Origin of the sequence: Paraburkholderia tropica (assembly GCF_900109265.1) — a bacterium.
Lineage (GTDB): Bacteria > Pseudomonadota > Gammaproteobacteria > Burkholderiales > Burkholderiaceae > Paraburkholderia > Paraburkholderia tropica.
Map to the genome: position 1 here is coordinate 55,781 of NZ_FNZM01000029.1, position 19,589 is coordinate 75,369.

At 63.2% G+C, this 19,589-nt stretch carries 21 protein-coding genes and 1 pseudogene; 13 read left to right on the forward strand and 9 right to left on the reverse strand.

Annotated features, from left to right (window positions below; all coding sequences use genetic code 11):
* The first annotated feature begins 6 nt into the window (after positions 1-6).
* The 9 genes from BMY06_RS34525 to BMY06_RS34565 all read left to right on the forward strand — a co-directional run bounded on the left by BMY06_RS34525 (position 7) and on the right by BMY06_RS34565 (position 10,685).
* Positions 7-1,329, forward strand: a complete 1,323-nt coding sequence (locus BMY06_RS34525) for a glycosyltransferase (protein ID WP_074987408.1) — start codon at positions 7-9, stop codon at positions 1,327-1,329.
* Complete coding sequence (locus tag BMY06_RS34530) at positions 1,326-2,888, forward strand: DHA2 family efflux MFS transporter permease subunit (protein WP_074987409.1); 1,563 nt, start codon at positions 1,326-1,328, stop codon at positions 2,886-2,888. Before BMY06_RS34525 ends, BMY06_RS34530 begins: the two co-directional genes overlap by 4 nt.
* Before the next feature lie 30 nt (positions 2,889-2,918).
* Complete coding sequence (locus BMY06_RS34535) at positions 2,919-3,884, forward strand: glycosyltransferase family 2 protein (protein WP_074987410.1); 966 nt, start codon at positions 2,919-2,921, stop codon at positions 3,882-3,884.
* A complete protein-coding gene (locus tag BMY06_RS34540) occupies positions 3,881-5,455 on the forward strand; it encodes an efflux transporter outer membrane subunit (RefSeq protein WP_074987411.1) in 1,575 nt (524 codons plus the stop codon). The genes BMY06_RS34535 and BMY06_RS34540 overlap by 4 nt, the downstream gene beginning before the upstream one ends.
* Entirely contained in the window at positions 5,455-6,651 is a 1,197-nt protein-coding gene (locus BMY06_RS34545) for an HlyD/EmrA/EmrK family protein (RefSeq protein ID WP_074987412.1), read from the forward strand. The genes BMY06_RS34540 and BMY06_RS34545 overlap by 1 nt, the downstream gene beginning before the upstream one ends.
* 187 nt (positions 6,652-6,838) lie before the next feature.
* Positions 6,839-7,069, forward strand: coding sequence for a tautomerase family protein (locus tag BMY06_RS34550; protein ID WP_074987413.1), 231 nt, complete (start codon positions 6,839-6,841; stop codon positions 7,067-7,069).
* A 117-nt stretch (positions 7,070-7,186) separates the two neighbouring features.
* Positions 7,187-8,761, forward strand: coding sequence for a methyl-accepting chemotaxis protein (locus tag BMY06_RS34555; RefSeq protein ID WP_074987414.1), 1,575 nt, complete (start codon positions 7,187-7,189; stop codon positions 8,759-8,761).
* Between the two features lie 41 nt (positions 8,762-8,802).
* Positions 8,803-10,017: an acyl-CoA dehydrogenase family protein gene (locus tag BMY06_RS34560; RefSeq protein WP_074987415.1), complete on the forward strand. Its 1,215-nt coding sequence runs from the start codon at positions 8,803-8,805 to the stop codon at positions 10,015-10,017.
* A gap of 17 nt (positions 10,018-10,034) precedes the next feature.
* Complete coding sequence (locus tag BMY06_RS34565; protein WP_074987416.1) at positions 10,035-10,685, forward strand: SAM-dependent methyltransferase; 651 nt, start codon at positions 10,035-10,037, stop codon at positions 10,683-10,685.
* Here the strand turns inward: BMY06_RS34565 and BMY06_RS34570 are convergent.
* The 3 genes from BMY06_RS34570 to BMY06_RS34580 all read right to left on the reverse strand — a co-directional run bounded on the left by BMY06_RS34570 (position 10,619) and on the right by BMY06_RS34580 (position 14,317).
* Entirely contained in the window at positions 10,619-11,377 is a 759-nt protein-coding gene (locus tag BMY06_RS34570) for a PIG-L family deacetylase (protein ID WP_074987417.1), read from the reverse strand. The genes BMY06_RS34565 and BMY06_RS34570 overlap by 67 nt on opposite strands.
* Positions 11,370-12,086 carry a glycosyltransferase family 2 protein gene (locus BMY06_RS34575; RefSeq protein ID WP_065058324.1) on the reverse strand — a complete coding sequence of 239 codons (717 nt, stop codon included), beginning with the start codon at positions 12,084-12,086 and terminating at the stop codon, positions 11,370-11,372. The genes BMY06_RS34570 and BMY06_RS34575 overlap by 8 nt, the downstream gene beginning before the upstream one ends.
* A gap of 227 nt (positions 12,087-12,313) precedes the next feature.
* Positions 12,314-14,317 (reverse strand): TonB-dependent receptor, encoded by a 2,004-nt coding sequence (locus BMY06_RS34580; protein ID WP_161495573.1) that lies wholly within the window; start codon positions 14,315-14,317, stop codon positions 12,314-12,316.
* On the opposite strand from BMY06_RS34580, the gene BMY06_RS39790 reads away from it, so the two are divergent.
* Positions 14,292-14,624 (forward strand): hypothetical protein, encoded by a 333-nt coding sequence (locus BMY06_RS39790; protein ID WP_161495572.1) that lies wholly within the window; start codon positions 14,292-14,294, stop codon positions 14,622-14,624. The genes BMY06_RS34580 and BMY06_RS39790 overlap by 26 nt on opposite strands.
* Here the strand turns inward: BMY06_RS39790 and BMY06_RS34585 are convergent.
* Positions 14,621-15,127, reverse strand: coding sequence for a DUF2946 family protein (locus tag BMY06_RS34585; protein WP_124261738.1), 507 nt, complete (start codon positions 15,125-15,127; stop codon positions 14,621-14,623). The two genes, BMY06_RS39790 and BMY06_RS34585, sit on opposite strands and share 4 nt — an antisense overlap.
* Before the next feature lie 72 nt (positions 15,128-15,199).
* On the opposite strand from BMY06_RS34585, the gene BMY06_RS34590 reads away from it, so the two are divergent.
* The 3 genes from BMY06_RS34590 (at position 15,200) to BMY06_RS34600 (ending at position 16,999) form a co-directional block, all read left to right on the forward strand.
* The gene (locus BMY06_RS34590; protein ID WP_244144398.1) at positions 15,200-15,733 is read left to right on the forward strand and encodes a DUF2946 domain-containing protein; all 534 of its coding nucleotides are present in this window, start codon (positions 15,200-15,202) and stop codon (positions 15,731-15,733) included.
* Positions 15,734-15,859: 126 nt separating this feature from the next.
* On the forward strand, positions 15,860-16,507 hold the full coding sequence (locus BMY06_RS34595) for an SCO family protein (RefSeq protein ID WP_074987421.1): 648 nt from the start codon (positions 15,860-15,862) through the stop codon (positions 16,505-16,507).
* A 48-nt stretch (positions 16,508-16,555) separates the two neighbouring features.
* Complete coding sequence (locus BMY06_RS34600; protein ID WP_065058319.1) at positions 16,556-16,999, forward strand: copper chaperone PCu(A)C; 444 nt, start codon at positions 16,556-16,558, stop codon at positions 16,997-16,999.
* Between the two features lie 95 nt (positions 17,000-17,094).
* Here the strand turns inward: BMY06_RS34600 and BMY06_RS39995 are convergent, their stop codons facing one another.
* From BMY06_RS39995 to BMY06_RS39240, 5 genes and pseudogenes are all read right to left on the reverse strand, one after another.
* Positions 17,095-17,328, reverse strand: coding sequence for a hypothetical protein (locus BMY06_RS39995; RefSeq protein WP_074987422.1), 234 nt, complete (start codon positions 17,326-17,328; stop codon positions 17,095-17,097).
* Positions 17,325-17,819 carry a TIM-barrel domain-containing protein gene (locus BMY06_RS40000; protein WP_074987423.1) on the reverse strand — a complete coding sequence of 165 codons (495 nt, stop codon included), beginning with the start codon at positions 17,817-17,819 and terminating at the stop codon, positions 17,325-17,327. Before BMY06_RS40000 ends, BMY06_RS39995 begins: the two co-directional genes overlap by 4 nt.
* Positions 17,716-17,973 (reverse strand): TIM-barrel domain-containing protein, encoded by a 258-nt coding sequence (locus BMY06_RS40005; protein ID WP_074987424.1) that lies wholly within the window; start codon positions 17,971-17,973, stop codon positions 17,716-17,718. The genes BMY06_RS40000 and BMY06_RS40005 overlap by 104 nt, the downstream gene beginning before the upstream one ends.
* 186 nt (positions 17,974-18,159) lie before the next feature.
* Positions 18,160-18,552 carry a hypothetical protein gene (locus BMY06_RS34620; protein ID WP_074987425.1) on the reverse strand — a complete coding sequence of 131 codons (393 nt, stop codon included), beginning with the start codon at positions 18,550-18,552 and terminating at the stop codon, positions 18,160-18,162.
* Between the two features lie 896 nt (positions 18,553-19,448).
* Positions 19,449-19,589 (reverse strand): annotated as a pseudogene (locus BMY06_RS39240) (EmrA/EmrK family multidrug efflux transporter periplasmic adaptor subunit); the annotation flags it as partial.

Genomic DNA, 19,589 nt, shown 5'->3' on the forward strand with positions numbered 1-19,589 from the left:
GGCCCGATGGCACAAATCATCATCACGGCGATAGGTTCGGCTGGCGATGTGCACCCGCTGCTCGGCGTCGGGCGGGCGCTCGCCGCGCGCGGTCATCGCGTGGTTTTCTGTTCGCATCCGCCATTCGAAGCGGCCGCGCGCCGCGAGGGTTTCACGTTCGTCGCCATCGGTCTTGCCGAAGACTATGCAGCCGCGCTCGCGAACCCTGCGCTCTGGCATCCGCGCACGTCGTTCAAGACGTTGTGGGCTTTGATCGCACCCGTGCTGCAACCGCATTACGCCACCCTTGACGCGCTGCGCGGCCCGGACACGGTTCTCGTCGGCACGCTGTGGGCGTTCTCCGCGCGCCTGCTCCAGGAGCGGCACGGCACGCCTTACGTGTCCATTCAGGTCTCGCCGTCGACACTGCTCTCCGCGCATGCGCCACCGGCGCACAAGCGTCTCACGATTCCGCGCGGCCTGCCGTTGGCGTTCAAAGCCGCGTTGATGACGCTGATCGAGCGCGCCCTGCTCGACGCCGTGTGCGGGCCGAATCTGAACGCATTGCGCGCGACGCTCGCACTGCCGCCCGCGAAACGCATTCTGGGCCGCTGGCTCCATTCGACCGACGGCGTGCTCTGCCTCTTCCCCGACTGGTTCGCCCCGCCGCAGCCGGACTGGCCCGCGCAGCACAGGCAATGCGGCTTTCCGCTCTTCAACGATCTCGACGACGGCGCACCCGACGCGGAACTCGACGCGTTCCTGAGCGCGGGCGAACCGCCGGTAGTGTTCACGGCGGGGTCGACGCTCGTCGACGGCCAGCACTATGCGCGCGCCGTGCTGCACGCATTGCGTGCGACCGGCACACGCGGCCTGCTGCTGGGCTCGGACTTCACACTCGACGACGCGCAACGCGGCCGCGATATGCCACGCCAACGCCTGCTGCAACGCCGCTACGTGCCGCTGCGCGCGCTGTTGCCGCGTTGCCGCGCGCTCGTGCATCACGGCGGCATCGGCACCGCATCGCTGGCGTTTGAAGCCGGTATCGCGCAACTCGTCACGCCGTTCGCGCACGATCAGTTCGACAACGCGCAACGTGTCGCCGACGCCGGTTGCGGCCTGCGCCTCGACGCACCGATCAAGGAAGCCGCATTGGCCCGTGCGCTCGCCCGGGTCCTGCACGACCCACGCATCGCCACGCGTTGCGCACAGATACGCAACAAGCTCGCGACCTCGCCCGACGGTTGCGTCGACGCCGCGCGTTTTATCGAGCGCTTCGTGCCGCAAGCCACATCGCACGCCGCGCAGGAGATGGCACGCGCGCCCCTGCTCAAAGTGGCGGGCGCATGAGCACGGCCTCGCCCTTCACGATCCCCGACGCGAGCGCCGCGCACGCACGCGGCGGCGTTCGTCTCGCGCTTTTGACGTTCGCACTGTCGCTCGCGACCTTCATCGAAGTGCTCGATTCGACGGTGACGAACGTCGCCGTGCCCGCGATCTCCGGCAGCCTCGGCGTGGCCAACAGCCAGGGCACGTGGGTCATCAGTTCATATTCCGTCGCCGCGGCGATTGCCGTTCCGCTCACGGGCTGGCTCGCGCGACGGCTCGGCGAAACACGCCTTTTCATCGGCGCGGTGCTGCTTTTCACGCTCACCTCGCTGATGTGCGCGCTCGCCGCCGACCTGCATGTACTGGTCGCCTGCCGCGCGCTGCAAGGACTCTGTTCCGGGCCGATGGTGCCGCTTTCGCAAACGATCCTCCTGCGCACGTTCCCACCCGCGAAACGCACGCTCGCGCTTGCGCTCTGGGGCATGACGGTGTTGCTCGCGCCGATCTTCGGCCCCGTGGTCGGCGGCTACCTGATCGACACGTTGTCGTGGGAATGGATCTTCCTCATCAACCTGCCCATCGGCCTGTTCTCTTTCGTTGTCTGCGCAACCCTGTTGAGAAAAGACGCGAAACGCGGCGAACGCGTTCCAGTGGATTTTATCGGCATCGCACTGCTGGTGGTCGGCGTGGGCGCATTGCAGGCGATGCTCGATCTGGGCCACGACGCGGGCTGGTTCGACTCGACACTGATCGTCACGCTCGCCATCGTCGCCACACTCGCGCTGGTCTCGCTGCTACTCTGGGAAGCAGGCGAAGCACAGCCTGTCATCGACCTGAGCCTGTTCCGCGATCGCACCTTCTCGTTCTGCGTGCTCATCATTTCGCTCGGCATGGCGAGCTTTTCGATTGTGGGCGTGGTGTTCCCACTCTGGCTTCAGGCGGTGATGGGCTACGACGCCTTTCACGCCGGCCTCGCGACCGCACCGCTCGGCATGCTCGCGCTGGTGTTCTCGATTCTCGTGGGTCTCTATGCACATCGTTTCGACGCGCGCGTGCTCACGACCTTCGGCTTTCTCGTGTTCGCCGCCGTGCTCTGGTGGGACACGCATTTCACACTGACCATGTCGTTCACGCAGATCGTCACGCCCGGCCTGATTCAGGGCATCGGCCTGCCCTGCTTCTTTATCCCGCTGACGGCGGCAACGCTTTCTCGCGTGCCCGATCATCAACTTGCCGCCGCATCGAGCCTGTCTAATTTTCTGCGGACGCTCGCCGCCGCATTCGGCACGGCGATGAGCGTGACGCTCTGGGACCACCGCGCGACGTTCCACTATGCGACCCTCGCGCAATCGGTGACGAAGGAATCGGGCGGCACGCAACACTACGTCGCCACGCTGCATGCGATGGGTATCAGCGGCGCACGCGAAGCCGGCGCACTGCATCAGGTGACCCTGCAGCAGGCCTACATGATGGCGACGAGCGACATGTTCTTCATGGCGTCCGCAACCTGCCTCGTGCTCGCCACGATGATGTGGTTCACGCGCCCCAAACGGGGCGCCGCCATGACCCTCGGGCACTGACACCAGAACGATAAAAAGAGGAACCACGCGATGCGATCAGGCGCACTTGTCATTCTCTACCACCCGAGCGGCGAACAGCTCGCGCGGCTGGCCGCGTTGCGCGACGCGTGCGACGCACTCGTAGTCGTCGACAACACGCCTTATAAGGACGCCGCGAACAACGCCGCTCGCGACGCAGCGCAACGCGACGGCTATACGCTGATTCAGAACGGCAATCGCGGCGGCATTGCGGGCGCGTATAATGTGGGCCTCGCGCATCTGTTTTCGCTCGAAGACAAGCTCGATGCCGTCGCGCTGTTCGATCAGGATTCCGTGGTGCCCGATGCCTATTTTCCGGCGATGCACGCATTCGCAAAACATCAGATTGGACGGCCTTTCATTGCAGGGCCGCGCATCTTCGATGAAAACGACGGGCGCTTTCTCCCCGCGCTCGCGACCAACGGCATCGGCGTGCGGCGCATCGAACTCGACATCGGCGAAACGGCCGACCTGCAACCGGTCCGCTGTGCGTTTCTGATTTCGTCGGGCAGCCTGGTGTCGCGCGAAGCTTATACAGCACTCGGCCGTTTCGACGAAGCGCTGTTTATCGATCACGTCGATACGGAGTATTGTTTTCGCGCGCTCGCGCACAACGTGCCGCTCTATCTCGTGCCCGCGCTCGTGCTGCGTCATCGCATCGGCAACAAGGCGCGCAGACGCATCGGCCCGCTCAATATCCCGACCATGAATCACCCGTGGATGCGCGGTTACTACAGCGCCCGCAACGCGATGGAGATTGCCCTTCAATATGGCCCGCGCTTTCCGGTTGCGTGGGTGCCGAATCTGCTCACGCTTGGGCAAATCGTGCAAGTCCTGCTCGGCGAGCAGGACAAACGCGCCAAGCTCAAGGCCATTCTCTATGGTCTGATCGACGGTCTCGCAGGAAAGCTCGGGCCGCTCGATATCTCGCATCCACGCTGGACCGCACGCCCCACCGTGCAGGAGCGTCGCGGATGAAGACACACACGATCACGCGCCTGCTTGCGCTCGGTACCGCCACGCTGCTCGCGTGCGCCTGTGTGCCGACAATCACGCCAGCCTTGCAACCGCACACGCCCGATGCGAATGCACTCTCGCGCACGCTGTCCGATACGCCGAAATCGAACAGCGCCGCCGCGTGGCCCGCGCCCGACTGGGTGCGCCAGTTCGGCGATGCGCAGCTCGACCAGCTCGTGACCGAAGCCTATGCGCACAATCCCGATCTGCAAATCGCGAAGGCCCGTATTGGCGTCGCGCAATCGCAGTTGCAGCAGTTTTCGTCGTTGACGGGACTCACGGCCACGGCGGGCGCGACCGTCAACAAGGCGCGCATGCCGCAATCAAACGGCGTCGCCAATGTTTCCGCAAACGGCTACGACATCCCCGTACAATTATTTGGTAATCCTGTTCAATCGCCCTCTTCAATTTTCGTCGCGCTGGATTATCAACTCGATCTCTGGGGACGCAATGCGGCGGCCACGCGCGGGCTGCTATCACTGCGCGATGCGGCACGCGTCGACGCGGAACAGGCCCGCCTCACCCTTGCCCTCGCCATCGTCACGCTCTATTGCGATCTTGACCAGGCCTACGCGCTGCGCGACCTCTGGATCGAGAAACGCGACGCGAGCGACCAGATCACCGCGGTGCTGCGCGAGCGCGCGGCGCGCGGCATCGATAACGGCTACGACGCCGACGATGCCGCCGTGCGCCGCAACAAGCTCATCGCGCAGATCGAACTCGCCGACGAGCGTATCCGCCTCGCGCAACTGCAACTGGGCGTGCTCTCCGGCGGCGGCCCCGAGCGCGGCCTCGCGCTCGCCAGGCCGCGTCCCGCGAGCCTCTCCCGTCTCGCCGACCAGCCGCTGCCCGCACGCCTGTCCGCCGATCTGCTCGGACGTCGCCCCGATATCGTCGCGGCCCGGCTGCGCGTCGAAGCGGCCTACGCCGCGATCGACGGCACGCGCGCCGAGTTTTATCCCGACGTGAACCTCGTTGGCTTCGCGGGCCTGCTCGCGCTGACACCTGGCGCGATGTTCTCGCGCCAGGCGCTCGCGGGATCCGTCGGCCCGGCGGTATCGCTGCCGATTTTCGATCGCGGCCGCCTCAAGGCGAAGCTCTCGGGCGACGCGGCCAATGCCGACGTCGCCATCGGGCTCTACAACAAGACCGTCGATACGGCGCTGGGCGATGTCGCGCGCACGCTCGTTTCGCTCTCGACCGTGGATCGCCTCGTGAGCGGCGAGCGCGACGCCGCCGACGCCGCGCAACGCTACGTCTCGATCGCCGAAGAGCGGCACCGGCGCGGTCTGCTGATGCAAAAGGACGTGAATACGGCCAGGCTCACGCTCTATGACGAGCGCGCCCAACTGATCGACCTGCAATCGCAGCAGCGCACGCTGCGCATTGCGCTGATCGGCGCGCTCGGCGGCGGCTTCGACGAACGCACGCTGCCCGGACCCGCGATCTCGCATTTCGATGTCGTCTTCCCCTCCCACGATCGGCTCACGGATCGATCCAACGAACGACTCACCAGCGCGCGCGTCGACTAATGCACCACGACCACACCAACCTCCATCCCGATCCGGCCACGCTCGCCGCAAACGCCGCCCTGCTCGCACGTAAGCGCGCGACACGGCGGCGACGCTTCGCGATCTTCGGCGCGGTCGTCGCCGTCACCGCGCTCGCTGCGGCAACGTACTGGTTCATGGCCGTGCGCTTTCGCGAAGACACCGACGACGCCTACGTCGCCGGCAATGTCGTGCAGATCGCCGCGCAAACGGCCGGCACGGTGATCGACGTCGCCGCCGCCGATACGCAACGCGTGCGCGCGGGACAGCCGCTCGTGCAACTCGACGATGCTGAAGCCTCGGTCGCGTATGCGCAAGCGAAGGCACAACTCGCGCAAGCCGTGCGGCAAACCGCCAACGCGCGCTATTCCGCGACGATGTACGCCGAAGCGGTGAAGGCGCGTCAAGCCGATCTCGATCTCGCACAACGCGCGTTGGCCGCGCGCGATCACGCGTCGGTCGAAGTCGTCTCGCCCGAGGAACTGGCGCGTGCGCGAGCCGCCGTGACGGGCGCCCAGGCGCAGCTCGGCGCGGCGCAGGCTCAACTGGACGCAGCGCGTGCGCTCGGCAGCCGCCTCGCCGTCGAGGACAATCCGGGCGTGATTCAGGCCGTCGCGCAATTCAAGCTGGCGTGGCGCAATCTCAAACGCACCACCATCGTCGCGCCAATCGATGGCGTGGTGGGACAGCGCACCGTACAAATCGGCCAGCAGGTCGGACCGGGTCTCACGCTGATGTCGATCGTGCAATTGCACGGCTTGTGGATCGAAGCGAATTTCAAGGAGGGGCAAATTCGCAATATGCGGGTCGGCCAGCCGGTGACGATCAATTCAGATATCTACGGATCGAAGGTCAATTATCGCGGACGCGTAGAAGGATTTTCCGCGGGGACCGGCAGTGCGTTTTCGATGCTGCCGCCGCAAAATGCGGCCGGAAACTGGATCAAGGTCGTGCAGCGTGTGCCCGTGGTGATTTCGATCGATCCCGGCGATCTGGCCGCGCATCCGCTGCGGATTGGATTGTCGATGCGCGTGCGCGTGGATACGCACGAGCGCGACGGGCATCTGCTCGATTCGGAGACGCCGCTCGCCGCACTGGCGACGCGCGTTCATGACGGCATGGCGAGCGAAGCGCAAGCGGCGGCGGAAAAAGTGATTCGCGACAATCGGGGCGGTTAAGTGGCGAGGAGCCAAAGTCATTGATATTTACCAATAAAATTCAATTCTCCAATTTACACGGGTGAATGTGCATTTCACCCGCGGCCTTTTTCTCGATGCCGGCTTGATATGGATGATTAACTAAAACGGTATTGGACCGTCGATTAAGCGTCGCAGCATGATTTCCCCTGTTAAACAGGAGAAAACAATGCCGCTTGTTCAAATCTCTCTTCTAGAGGGCCGTAGTGACGACCTCATCAAATCGTGCATCAAAGCAGTAGCGGAGGCAGTGCATCAGACCTTAGGTGCGCCATACGGGGCGATCAGTGTTTATGCCGTCGAAGTCCCTCGCGCGCATTGGGCCACCGGTGTGCATACGAAAGACGAACCGGAGACCGCGGCGGCGCAGGCATTGAAACCGGGAAACGAAAAATCCTGAGACCGGGGCAATGTGCGGAGTTGACGGCTACGCTTGCCCACGCTGGTTTGCGTAGCCATCGTTGAGATCTTCGAGGCGCGCAGGCTGCTGCGCATTATCACCGCTACAGAATCTGAAATGCGACTGAGAAACATCGGTATCGCCGGCAAATTGAGTATCGGCTTTGGAATCGCCATTTTTTCGTTGTGTCTCATCGGCGGCCTCGCGCTGCTGCAAGTGTCGCGCATCTATCGTGGAACCGATGAACTGGCAAACCAGTGGCTACCCGGCGTGCAGGCGCTGGGCGAAATCCGGGCATACATGAATGACGCCCGGCGCGCGTCGCTGGTCGTGGCAATGGCGTCGGACGCGAACACCCAGGCATTATTCGCGCAGAGGCGAAACGACGCGCTTGCATCGCTAAACAGTGCGCTCGGCAAGTATGAGCGTGTCGTTTCGTCGCCGGAACAAGTGCAATTGCTTAACGACTTTAAAGGCGCCTGGTCCTCGTATCTGGACATCGACACCCGGCTCAACGCGTTAGCGCAGGGTGGCGGCGACCAACTGGAAGCGGCAAGAAAGCTGGCGAGCGGCGATTCGTCTCCACGCTTCATGGCCGCTGCGGATATCGTCACGCGCGATGTCACGCTCAACCGACAGGGTGCGGATCATGCCGCCGCCACAGCGGCTTCCCGTTATCGCACGACGCTCGTTCTCACCGCGGCATTGATCGCTGGTGCAATCGCACTCAGCGTCATCGCCGCCGTGCTGATCACACGCTCTATCGTGGTGCCGCTACGCCGTTCGCTCGAAGTTGCGAGCACGGTCGCTCAGGGCGATCTCACGTCGGTGATCGTCGTCGACGGAGACGACGAAACCGGCCGGTTGCTGCGCGCGCTGCACACGATGAACGAGGGCCTCGGCGACCTCGTCGGCCGCGTGCGAAACGGCAGCGAGAGCGTGGCCTCTGCCTCCGCCGAGATTGCGGCCGGCAACACGGACCTGAGCCAGCGCACCGAGGAGCAAGCGGCCTCGTTGCAGGAAACGGCGGCCAGCATGGAACAACTGACGTCCACCGTGAAGCAGAACACCGAGAATGCACGCCGCGGCAACACGCTTGCGGCCAGTGCGTCGGAGGTGGCGGCGCGCGGCGGCGCCGTCGTGAGCCGCGTGGTCGGCACCATGAAGGACATCAGCACGAGTTCCGCAAAAATGGCGGACATCATCGACGTCATCGAAGGCATTGCATTTCAGACGAATATTCTCGCGCTGAATGCGGCTGTCGAGGCCGCACGCGCCGGAGAACAGGGGCGAGGCTTTGCGGTGGTCGCGGGCGAAGTGCGCACGCTGGCGCAACGAAGCGCAACGGCTGCGCGGGAAATCAAGGAGCTCATCGACGCTTCCGCAGAGAACGTTCGTACCGGCTCGCAACTGGTGGAGGAAGCCGGCCAGACGATGGACGACGTGGTGCATTCGGTCAGGCAGGTCGCGGATCTGATGGCGGAAATCTCGGCGGCATCGTCGGAGCAGCATACGGGCATCGAGCAGGTCAATGTCGCTGTTGCGCAGATGGATCAGGTGACGCAACAGAACGCGGCGCTGGTCGAGGAAGCGAGCGCGGCGGCCCATTCGATGGCGCAACAGTCGAGTTCGCTGCGAGACCTCGTGGCATTTTTCAAGCTTCGTGGCGCAGTCGTCGCTGCGGGGCGATAGGCGCTTGCGCCTGACGGTTCGAGACGGCGCTCCGGTCGGGAATGAAATTCGCTGAAGGCGTTATCAACGCGAACCGCAAGCGCATCTTCGCCGCGCACGTTCCGTCCAGCGTGATTGTGCAGACAATTGCACGGGGCGTGCACGATGCCACGAAGCGCCACGCCAATCGGCTCGCGAACGCTCTGGAGGCGCGAATGCAGGGAACCCACGTCCGGCATGCGACCGATGCGACCGAGTGCGCTGCACAAGCGGAAATCGACGACGCCCTGGACGGCTTCAAATTGCCACTCGATGCCGTCAGTCTTCCCTCGGCTGCCTATCGACTTGTCGAGGCCTGCCCGGCGTTGCCTCCGCCCGGCGGCGGCAATACGCTGGCGCGCTGGCGCTCGCTCGCGGCAATCGCCGCGCATGACCTGCCGCTGGTGAAGATCTTCGAAGCACACGCCGACGCCATCGCCATCCTGACTGAACTCGGCGGAGATCGGCCGCAATCCGCAGAGGCGGGCCCTGCCCTCTGGGCCGTGTGGGCCGCGCGGGCGCCGCACAACGATCTGCGTGTTACGTGGCAAGAGGGGCAGCGAGTCCGGCTCTCGGGTACGAAGCCATGGTGCTCCGGCGCGGCCTTCGTCACGTTCGCGCTCGTGACCTGTGTCGACGATGATCAGCAAGACTGGCTCGCCGCGCTGCGCGTCAAGCAGCCGGATGTACAGGTCAGCACGCGCGGTTGGAACGCGGTCGGGATGCAGGTCACGCAAAGCGTCGAGATCGATATGGAGGGCGCGGACGCGATCCTCATCGGTCCGCCCCGCGCGTACCTCGAACGGCCCGGTTTCTGGCACGGCGGCGCAGGTATCGCCGCCTGCTGGTACGGCGCCGCGGCAGCGCTCGCGGGACGCTTGCGCGAAGCCGCCGCGCGACGCAAAGATCCGCATCTGCACGCCCATCTGGGCGCGGCCGATGCGGCACTCGCCTCCGCGCGCGCATTGCTGCGTGAATCAGCGCAATGCATTGACGCGGACCCCCACGCTTTTGGATCCGCCGCTGCATTACGGGTTCGCGCCGCCGTCGAACAGGCCTGCGATGCCGTCCTGCGTGCAGCCGCGCGTGGCCTGGGCGCCGGGCCGCTCTGCCAGGACGCGTGGTTCGCGCACATGACGTCCGACCTTTCCGTGTTCATGCGCCAGAGTCACGCCGAGCGCGACCTCGCGTCGCTTGGCGGCGCGCTCGCCGAGATCGGCGAGGACTGGCAGCTATAAACGCGACAGGAGCGCAAATGCAGACCCGGCGTGACGAGGCTGCCGCACGATTTGACGCAGCATTCCAGCTCGATTCCGATCCGTGGCGCTATCGCACCAGTTGGTACGAGGCGCGTAAGCGGGCGTTGATGGTGGCGGCGCTCCCGCGAGCAAAATACCGACGCGGTTTCGAACCCGCCTGTGCGACCGGCGAACTCTCCGCGCTGCTAGCCGATCGCTGCGACGAATTGCTGTGCGCTGACTTCGCTCCGCGCGCCGTCTCGCTCACACGACAGCGGCTGGACGATTGGCCCGCCGCCCAGGTGGAAACGCGCGCCATGCCGCAGGACTGGCCCGCAGGCCGCTTCGACCTGATCGTCATCAGCGAGTTTGCCTACTATCTCGACGAAGCGCGTTGCCGCGCCCTCGCGCGCCTCGCGTGTTCATCGCTCGATGCTGACGGCGCACTGCTGTGCTGCCACTGGCGACACCACGCCGACGACTTTCTCATAACCGGCAACGCGGTTCACAGCCTGTTTCGCGAGTCCGCGCACGCCGCTTCGTTACAGCATGCCGTGCACGTCGACGATGCGGATTTCACACTCGACGTCTGGTGCGCCGATCAACTCAGCGTCGCCGAAAGAGCATCGCTGATGTCGCGCTCGCGCGGCGAAAACGACGCGCCCTGATATCTGGGCCACTCCACGCGCCAGAAATGTTCCGGTTCGGACAGATCGGCGGGAATGTCCTCGCCAAAGGCCTGAAGCTGACTGCCGTAATCCCGCACCGCGAGCTGCTTCAAGCGCAGCGCACGCGTGCTTTCGCGCTGCGGAGTCCACGAAGCATCGAACGCGGTAACGCGCAGTCCGGCGGCTGACAGTTGGTCGAGGCGTGCCGCCGTGATGCCCGGCACCGTACGATGAATCGCATCTTCGTAGACGATGCACGACTGCACGGCCCGCGTGCGCAGCAACGCGAGCCATGCATCGGCCACGCGCAGGTGATCGGGGTGCCTCAGCCCGAGTGGAACGACAAGACTGGATCGATCGAGCGGCTCAAAGCAAGCGAGCAAAGCCCTCGCCACAGTGCGAACGGAAGGCAGTTCGCCGTACTGGCCGTCGAGAAATGGCAGCCGGATCGCCCGCGCGCCCAGACGCGCGAGCGCGCGTGCGTCCTCTCGCGTGCGGGCGCGCATCGCCGCGGACGAATCGCTGAAGCCCGCCGCTGCATCCCACGGTTGAATCTGCGGCGCCCGTGGCGTACCGGCGAATACAGTGCAGACCGTGGCGCCGGGTGGCGAAGCCAGCAGCGTGGCGCATCCAAACACCGCATCGTCCAGATGGGGCGACACGACAAAGAGCGATCCGACGCCGCTATTCATGGTGCTCCCTGCCCTGAAGCGTCTCGTTCAACGTAACGCCTGCGGGCGCACACGCAACCCCGCTCGACCATGACGACAAGGTATCGCCAAAACCGCCGCGAATCCGGAAATCGGTGCGCGCGCTCGTCGTCACGCGCGGCGCAACGCTCCAGGCGATTCTCGCGCCGTTCGCCGTCAGCCGCTCCACGAGCGCCACATCCTCGCCACACGCGAGCGGAGGAAACCCGCCTGCGCGTTGATACGCCTTCGCGCACACGCCGAGGTTGGCCCCATGCACGTGGCGATGTCCGTCGACGCTTCGGTAATGGGTCGACCACGTTTCGCGTACACACGGTGGATGCGCGCCCCAGTCGTCGACTTCGACCGCTCCGCAAACGACATCGGCACGCAGTGCGAGCTGGGCCACGATCCAGTCGGGCGCGACGCATGTGTCGGCGTCCGTCATCGCCAGCCAGCGTGCGCCCAGCGCGATCAGATGACTTGCGCCCGTCGCGCGCGCGATGCCCACGTTGCGCGCCTGCACCGTCAGCGCGGTTGCCCCGAATGCCTGAGTGACGCAGGCCGAGTCGTCGGTACAACTGTCGAGCACGACGACGATGCAGACAGATTCGCCCATCAGCTCGACATGCCGCGCGGCCAGGGCAGCGGCGAACAGGCATCGCCCGAGCCAGCTCGCCTCGTTGTGTGCAGGTATCACGACGCCGATCATTGTCCACTCCTTGGCATGATGAGCAGAGAGCCGATGGCTCTTTCGCGACCCCAATGCATTTTCGGTGCCCGGGTTCTAAATCGAGTGGCGGCGTCCAACGCGTCGTTGGCAGGGCTTAAGAAAAGAGCACGGCACGCCGTTTGCGTCGTGTTTTCGTTTTGCGTTGTTTCATTGAAAATGAACCGCTCAGAAGCGCCATTAAAACTGCGCTCGCGACCGGTCGACATTTAAAAATCGTACGAAACCGTTACCTGCGCCGATAAAGGCGGGCTTGGCGTCAGCGTGTAATCGAACGTCGCCGCCGAGCCGCCGGTGTAGTACTTGCGATTGAACAGATTGAAGATATTCAACTGCGTCTTCCAATGCCCTTGCCGATAAGAAGCCATCGCATCGGTACGCACGTAACCCGCGAGTTTGAACGTGTTGGGCAGCGTCGCCTCGCGTGGCCCGACATAATAAACACCCGCGCCAATCCGCAAGCCCGGAACGGACTCCAGATCGTAGACGGTCCAGAGGCTCGCACTGTTGCGCGGAACATTGCTCAGAATGTCGCCCACCGGATATGTCGTGTCGCTCGTGACCTTCGCGAGCGTATAGGCATAGGTCACGATGGCCTTCCATCGCGGCGTGATGTTGCCGGTGATGTCCAGCTCCACACCCTGACTGCGCTGCTTGCCGGTGAGCACTTCCAGCAATGGATTGGTGGGATCGGTCGTGAGAATGTGATTCCGGTTGATATTGAAAACCGCCAGATTTGCATTCAGGCGATCTTTAATCAGTTCCTGCTTCACGCCGATTTCGAATTGTTCCGCGACCTCCGCCGCATACGTGACGTTGCTGCCGCTGTGACCGACATTCGGTGCGTAACTACGGCTCCAGTCGGTGAAAAACGACGTGCTGCGCGTGGGCTGCCAGACCAGGCCGACGCGCGGCGAGAAAGCCGTCTGCTGACCTCGCCCGGTCGGCTCGCCTGCTTCGTCGGCACTATTGATGAAACGGTCCGCGCGCAATCCGACCTGAAGCTTGATCTGTCGAGTCAGATCGATCAGATCCTGCACATAGACGCCGTAATCCGCGCCGCGCCCTTGATGTCCGGGCAATGCGTCCCCCGCGGTCAATCCAGATGTATAGCTCGGGTTGAAGAGATCCACGTTCATGGTGGAAACTTGCGAGCCGCCGCTGCCGACTTCCAGATACCCGTAATCCACACCGGCCAGTAACGAATGTTTCAGGCGGCCGGTGAAGAAGTCGCCGACCAGTTCGGCACGGGCGGAATACTGACGCGAGAATTCATTCGCGCCGCTGTAGACGGCGTATTCGAGCAGATTGTCCGTGGCGGTCGTGCTGTCGGGGAACGACTGCGTTGAGTGCTGGCGCGCGTACGCGTACTGCCCGGCGAGGCGCAGTTTCCAGTTCTGCGAAAGTTCGTGCTCGAACAACAGCGTTTCGGACCAGGTGTCGTTACGGCCGTAGTCGCCATCGACGCCCGGATAGACGCCGCTGCGAAGTCCGTAATAGCGGCTGCGCGAAAGCGCCTGATAATTGTCGACCGCCGGCACGCCGAAGTCGAATCCGTCGCGATTCAGATGATTGAATTCGCTCAGCAACGTCACGGACGTGCCGTGATGGTTATTCCAGGTGATGGCCGGTGCAATAGACCATGACTTGTAGCCGCCGTTGTCCTGAAACGTCGAGTTCGTTTCGGCAGACGCATTGAGCCGGATGCTCAGGTCGTCGTTCAGCACGCGGTTCACATCCACCGTCGTGCGCGCGAGGCCGTAGCTTCCCGCCGTCGCGCTGACTTCGCCGAAATTCTCCTGCTCGGGTCGCTTCGAGACGGTGTTGATATAGCCGCCTACTGCGCCGATGCCGCCATAAAGCGCACCCGCCGGGCCCTTGAATATCTCCACGTCGTCGATATTCTGCACATCGCGAAACGCGTAATAGCCATAGTTGCGGAAGCCATCGCGCAAGCCATTGCTCTCGCTGAATCCGCGAATATTGAAGAACGTCGCGCCGTTGCCGCCGTAACTTGCTTCGGCGTGTACACCGCTTACGGTATCGGCGACCTGATCGATGCTCGTCACGCCACGGTCCTGCAGAACCTCGGACGGCACGACCTGAATGGATGCAGCGTAGTCCTTGATGGGCGTGTCGGTTCTCGTCGTGCTGCTCGACGTGGGCGCGATATAAGGCGAACCGCGCGTGCCCACCACCGATATCGGCGCCATGACCGGGTCCGCGGCGCTGCTATCGCTCGAAGTGGGCGGGGCCGATTCCGGTTCTGCCGCGCGTGCTTCAGGTATCACCGCGAGTGCCGTCATCAGCACGGCCAGCACCGCACGGACAGGTGCGGCTTCAGGACGTGCACGCAATGTAAAAAGATGCGGTTCGGCGCGGTGCGTTCCGGACGCGCGCGTGCCGACGACGCCCGCGCGCGGCGGTCGTTGTTGGGTCTTCATGTTGTCGATTCAGCTAAAAGAAATGGTCGTGCATGCGCGGCGCCATCGCGACGCGCAGCAGGGAGACGGCATTTAGCTGAAAAGCGGCGGCGCCCGCGAAAGGGGCCGGAAATGAAGTGACAGGCGCACCAGCGGGCGCGTCGATACAGCACGCCACGACTGCGTCACACGGGTCAGCGTGAACAGAGCAATCGCGAGCGCGATGCCCACGCACGCGACGACCAGCGCGGCGCTGAACGGACAAAGCCCGTCGTCGCCGGTCATGGCGCCGTGATCGTGTGCGGGCGAACCCGCCATGCCGGACATGTCCATGTCGCCGTGCATCATGCCCGCCATGTGCGTCATGTCCATGCCGGGCATGACATCGGACATCTTCACTGCCGCGCCGGAATCACCCGCGAACATCGGACCGTGCCCGGAACACATCACGAGTGCAAAATCGCCCTGCGCCACGGATGCCGGATCCAGCATGACGGCGCCCGGCAGCAGCGCGCGTACAAGGAGGACAGCCACAGCAATCAGGAACCATGCCCGATTCGCCATGCCGCCTCGCAGCAGGAATCGGCGAAAGGCACTCATGGCGCGCATTCTATCCGGCTTTCAAATTCCTAAGGGATAAACAGAGCGGCGTGAACGGGCTTTCGCGATTCGGTGCTGCTGCTGCACCGCCGCTGCCCCGCTGCTCCATGCGGCGAAAAACGTGCTTCAGCGACCACCCGGTTCATCGACGCGACATTCCGTCTCACACGCGGACTGAGCCTGGTCCGAGTGCACATTCGCTACCGCAATGTCGAGAGAGTGAGCTACCATGCGCGCATGACTGCACTCGCACGCACTCGAAAACAACTCGGCACATGGCTAGCCTTGCTCGCCATGTGCCTGATTGTGTTCGCGCCGCTCGTCAGTCAAATGCGTGCTTCGGCGCGCGCGGCGTCGCCCGACGCGGCGCTCTGCTCCGCCGGGCCGCCGATCCATAGCCATGCCGCTGTAGCGGACGATCCGCTCGCGGCCTGTGGCTATTGCAATCTGCTCGCCACGCCCTCGGCGCCGCCGCCTCTTGCGCCATCCGTTGCGCAATGGCTGCCGCTTTTTGCGGCTGTTGTCGTCATGCCCGCATTGCGGGCCGACTTCCCGACGCTTCCCTACTTTGCGGGTTATCCGCGCGCCCCGCCGTCTGCGCACTGAAGCGTCGCCGCGCGCTTCACGTCCCCCGCTTCACGTCCTTATTCGCACGATCGACACGCCAGGCCCGGGCCTGCGCCTGCGCTCGTCCGCGCGCCGTCGTCGCGCAAACGCTTTCGATAACGCATCATGCAAAAACCGCTTTTAACCGCGGCGTCCGCCCCATGGCGACGCGCCGCCGTGACGGCTTGCGCCGTCCTGACGCTTTGCGGTGCGCTCGCGCTCAGCGGGTGCAATCAGCAGCCCGTACTGTCCTTCCAGAATCTGGACATTACGGGCAATACGCAGTTTTCAGGCCAGTTTTCCTTGCCGGATACCAACGGACAAACCCGCACGCTTGCGGATTACCACGGCAAGATCGTCGTGATGGTTTTCGGCTACACGCATTGCCCCGATGTCTGCCCGACCACGCTGGCCGAACTCTCGCAGGCGATGCAGCAACTCGGCCCCGAAAAAGCCGCGCGCATTCAGGTGCTGTTCGTGACGCTCGACCCGCAACGCGACACGCCTTCCGTGCTCGCACAATATGCGGCGGCCTTCAATCCATCGTTTCGCGCACTGCGTCCCGCAGACGATGCGCAACTCAGAACGCTGGCCGAGGACTTCAAGCTGGTCTTCGAAAAAGTCCCCGGTACGAACGCGGACAACTACACCATGAATCACACGGCAGCCAGTTTTGTTTTCGACGCCGACGGCAAATTGCGTCTGTATGCACGCGACGCACAGGGTGCGACGCCGTGGGTTCACGATCTGGGCGAATTGCTGAAGCCCGCTTAATCGCAATGTATTTCCAAAACCTTATCCACTCAAAACTGGAGATTCACCATGTCCGCTCTTTTCCGTTCGCTCGCAACGACGTTCGTCCTGTTTGCCGCTCCAATCGCCGCAATGGCCGCGACTGACTCCGTCATGGTGTCGGATTGCTGGATTCGTTCCATGCCCGGCGACGTGCCTTCGGGCGGCTATTTCAAACTCATGAACAAGAGCGACAAGCCGGTCGATCTCGTTGGCATTTCAACGGAAGCGTTTGGGATGTCGATGCTGCATCAGACGCAAAGCAGCGGCAGTACCTCGAAGATGATCATGGTCGACAAGGCCACCGTTCCTGCAAATGGCACGCTCGAATTTGCGCCCGGTGGCTATCACGTGATGTTCGAGCACGCGAAACATCCACTCAAAATTGGCACCAGCATTCCGGTGACCTTTGCTTTCAGCGACGGCGAGAAAGTGTCGGCGCAATGCGATGTGAAGAACGCTGCGGGGAAATAAATTCCACGCGGATTTCATAGCATCGAAAATAACGCCGCTGCCGAATTGTCTGGCTGACATGCGTTTCCGCGCGTCAGCCAGATCATCGCTTCGGCTTACACGTACAACGCAGCCTCGCGGTCGCCTGCGGGCAACTGCACGACGACGCCGGACTCGCTCGCCTGCTTCGCCAGGCCGCCCGCATCGCGCAGCTTGAGCGTCGCACTCGCGCCATCGGCGAGTTCGAACAGATGCAGTTCGCTGCGCGACGCGTAGTTGTCATCCGGGCGCTGATCCGTAGTCCCGACCGCGAGCAGCGTATTCGGCCGCACGTACACCGGCAGACTCAAAGAGCCGTGACGCTCGCGCAGCCACCTGCTGCCCGCAACGGTTTTACTCGTGAAGAGATGCGTCCAGCGGCGTCGGGAAACTCCAGCAGCATCGCGCGCAGCATCGGCGTGCCGTGCTCGACCGCCTGTTGCGCGGCATCGAACAGAGACGGCATCAGACGCGACTTCCATTCGGTGAAAGGGCGCACGACCTCCACGGCTTCGTTGTCGAACAACCCTGGCACGCGATACGACTTGCTGCCGTTCAAACGGCTATGGCTCGACAGCAGCCCGAACGCGCACCAGCGCGTGTAGACATCGGCGGGCGCCGTATGCTCGAACCCGCCGATGTCGTGGCTCCAGAAGCCGAAGCCGCTCAGGTCGAGCGACAGCCCGCCGCGCAGCGTTTCAGCTATCGATTCGATCGTAAGTCGCGCTGCAATCGCCGCCCCAACGCACGGGCAATGGCTGGCTGCCGACGGTGCCGGATCGCGCGAACACCCCGGCCTCACCTTCGCCGCGCACTTCGCGCAGCACGTCGAACACCACCTTGTTATAAAGGTAGCTGTCGTCGTTGTGCATCTTTTGCGGATCGGAACCGTCGTGATAGATCACGTCGGTAGGAATACGCTCGCCGAAATCCGTCTTGAAGCAATCGACGCCCATCTCCTGCAAGCGTCAAAAATGCCCCGCGTACCACTGCCATACCTCACCATCAGGTTTGCGGAGCTAATAGCCCTTCTCCATGCCTTCGGCAAACAGCGGCGCGCCCGTCCGCTGGCCTTATGGTGGAGCAGTGAGCCGGGGCGCGCGATGCGTCCCCGACGCCGCACAGCATAACGGGAAGCGGCTTTAAAGCGGCACGTCTTCGATTAGCCGCGCTTTTAACGCGCGAATACGCTGATCGACGAAATAGCCACCGCCTTCGGTATAGCGCAGATAAAGCCGGCCGCACTGCGTGCATTTCCACACGCCACAGCGGTTATAGGGAAAGTAACGCGGGGCAATGGGCGCTTCGTCGGACCAGTAACCGTGGTTTTCCGGCAAATATTCGGAAAAAGTCGGTTCTGCCTCATCTTCCGGAATGAGTGTGCCGATCTGTTCGAGTTGCCGCTCGTCGAGCGAAAGCGGCTGCGATTGCCAGCCATCGAGCGGTGTTTTTGTGCAGCCGCACACGGGGGCGTCGGCGTGTTCCGCGCGTTGAGCGAGTTTGAGTAATGCAGCGGCGTCGAGGTATTGGGGCATGGCGCGAGGAGGAGTCTGCGATTGAGCCTGATTGAGCCAGAGAGACATCGGTGTCGAGCGCGCATCTTAACGCCAATAGCGATTACGCTCACTTTTCCTTTCGCGCGCTTCTGTTTCGCGTTATTTCCGATGCGGAATTCGGGCGTTTTATGCGGCTTCGCACAACGTGCAATACGTGTCTTGGCCCCATCAAATCCCCGCAATTTCGGCAATTCCACGTCGATTTTCAGCGAAATTACCTCAGGGCTTTCACCAAGTTTTCATTGGATTGCCATCGTGCGACTCTATGTCTCAGTGCCACTTCCTATGGAGACAGGCATGCACGCTGAAACGCTCAAGAACGCAAAGGTCGCCGTTTTCCTCAATCGGTCGGCGCTGTGTATGTTGCTGTTGCCAGCTGCCTGCCTTTCATGGGCACTCCCCGCGTACCCTCCTCAAGACGCTTTCTGGTTCTGCTTCGTTCTGGCCACTTTTTCCTGGCCGTTTGCAGGAGTCCTGTTCATTGTCTCGGCCGGATTTCAGTCCGGTAGACGTGCCGAGCGATTCGAACATGACGCTGGTTTCAGGGAAGCGCACGGTCATTGATCCGCGTTTTGCCTGACCAGTCAGCCGGTCACGCTTCGCAATCGCCAGTCGAACAAAAGCCTCCTGTTTTCAGGAGGCTTTTGAACAATACCTGGTTATCCGAACGATGTTCGCAAACCAGCCGTTTTTAAGCGGTCGGTGCAAATTCGTGTAATCAGTTTTTGTGACAACAGACGCGAGCCCAACGCACGCACCCTGCCCGCGCTGGAGTGCGTTGTGTGCGTTGTGTGCGCTGTGACTGTGCGCCGGGAACCGGCGTCGGCGGAACGCGGAGGTTTCTGGCAGTTAGTTGCATCTTCATCCGCACGCCATCACTCGGCGCGCGCGTCGCGCTTGTCTGCCGATTTCCCACCCGCATTCTGCGAAATAATCCGCGCAATCTCCGCATCGGCTTCATCGCCATACTTCTCGAACACGTTCGTCTCGTACACCGTGTTCTGCGCGTTGCCGAG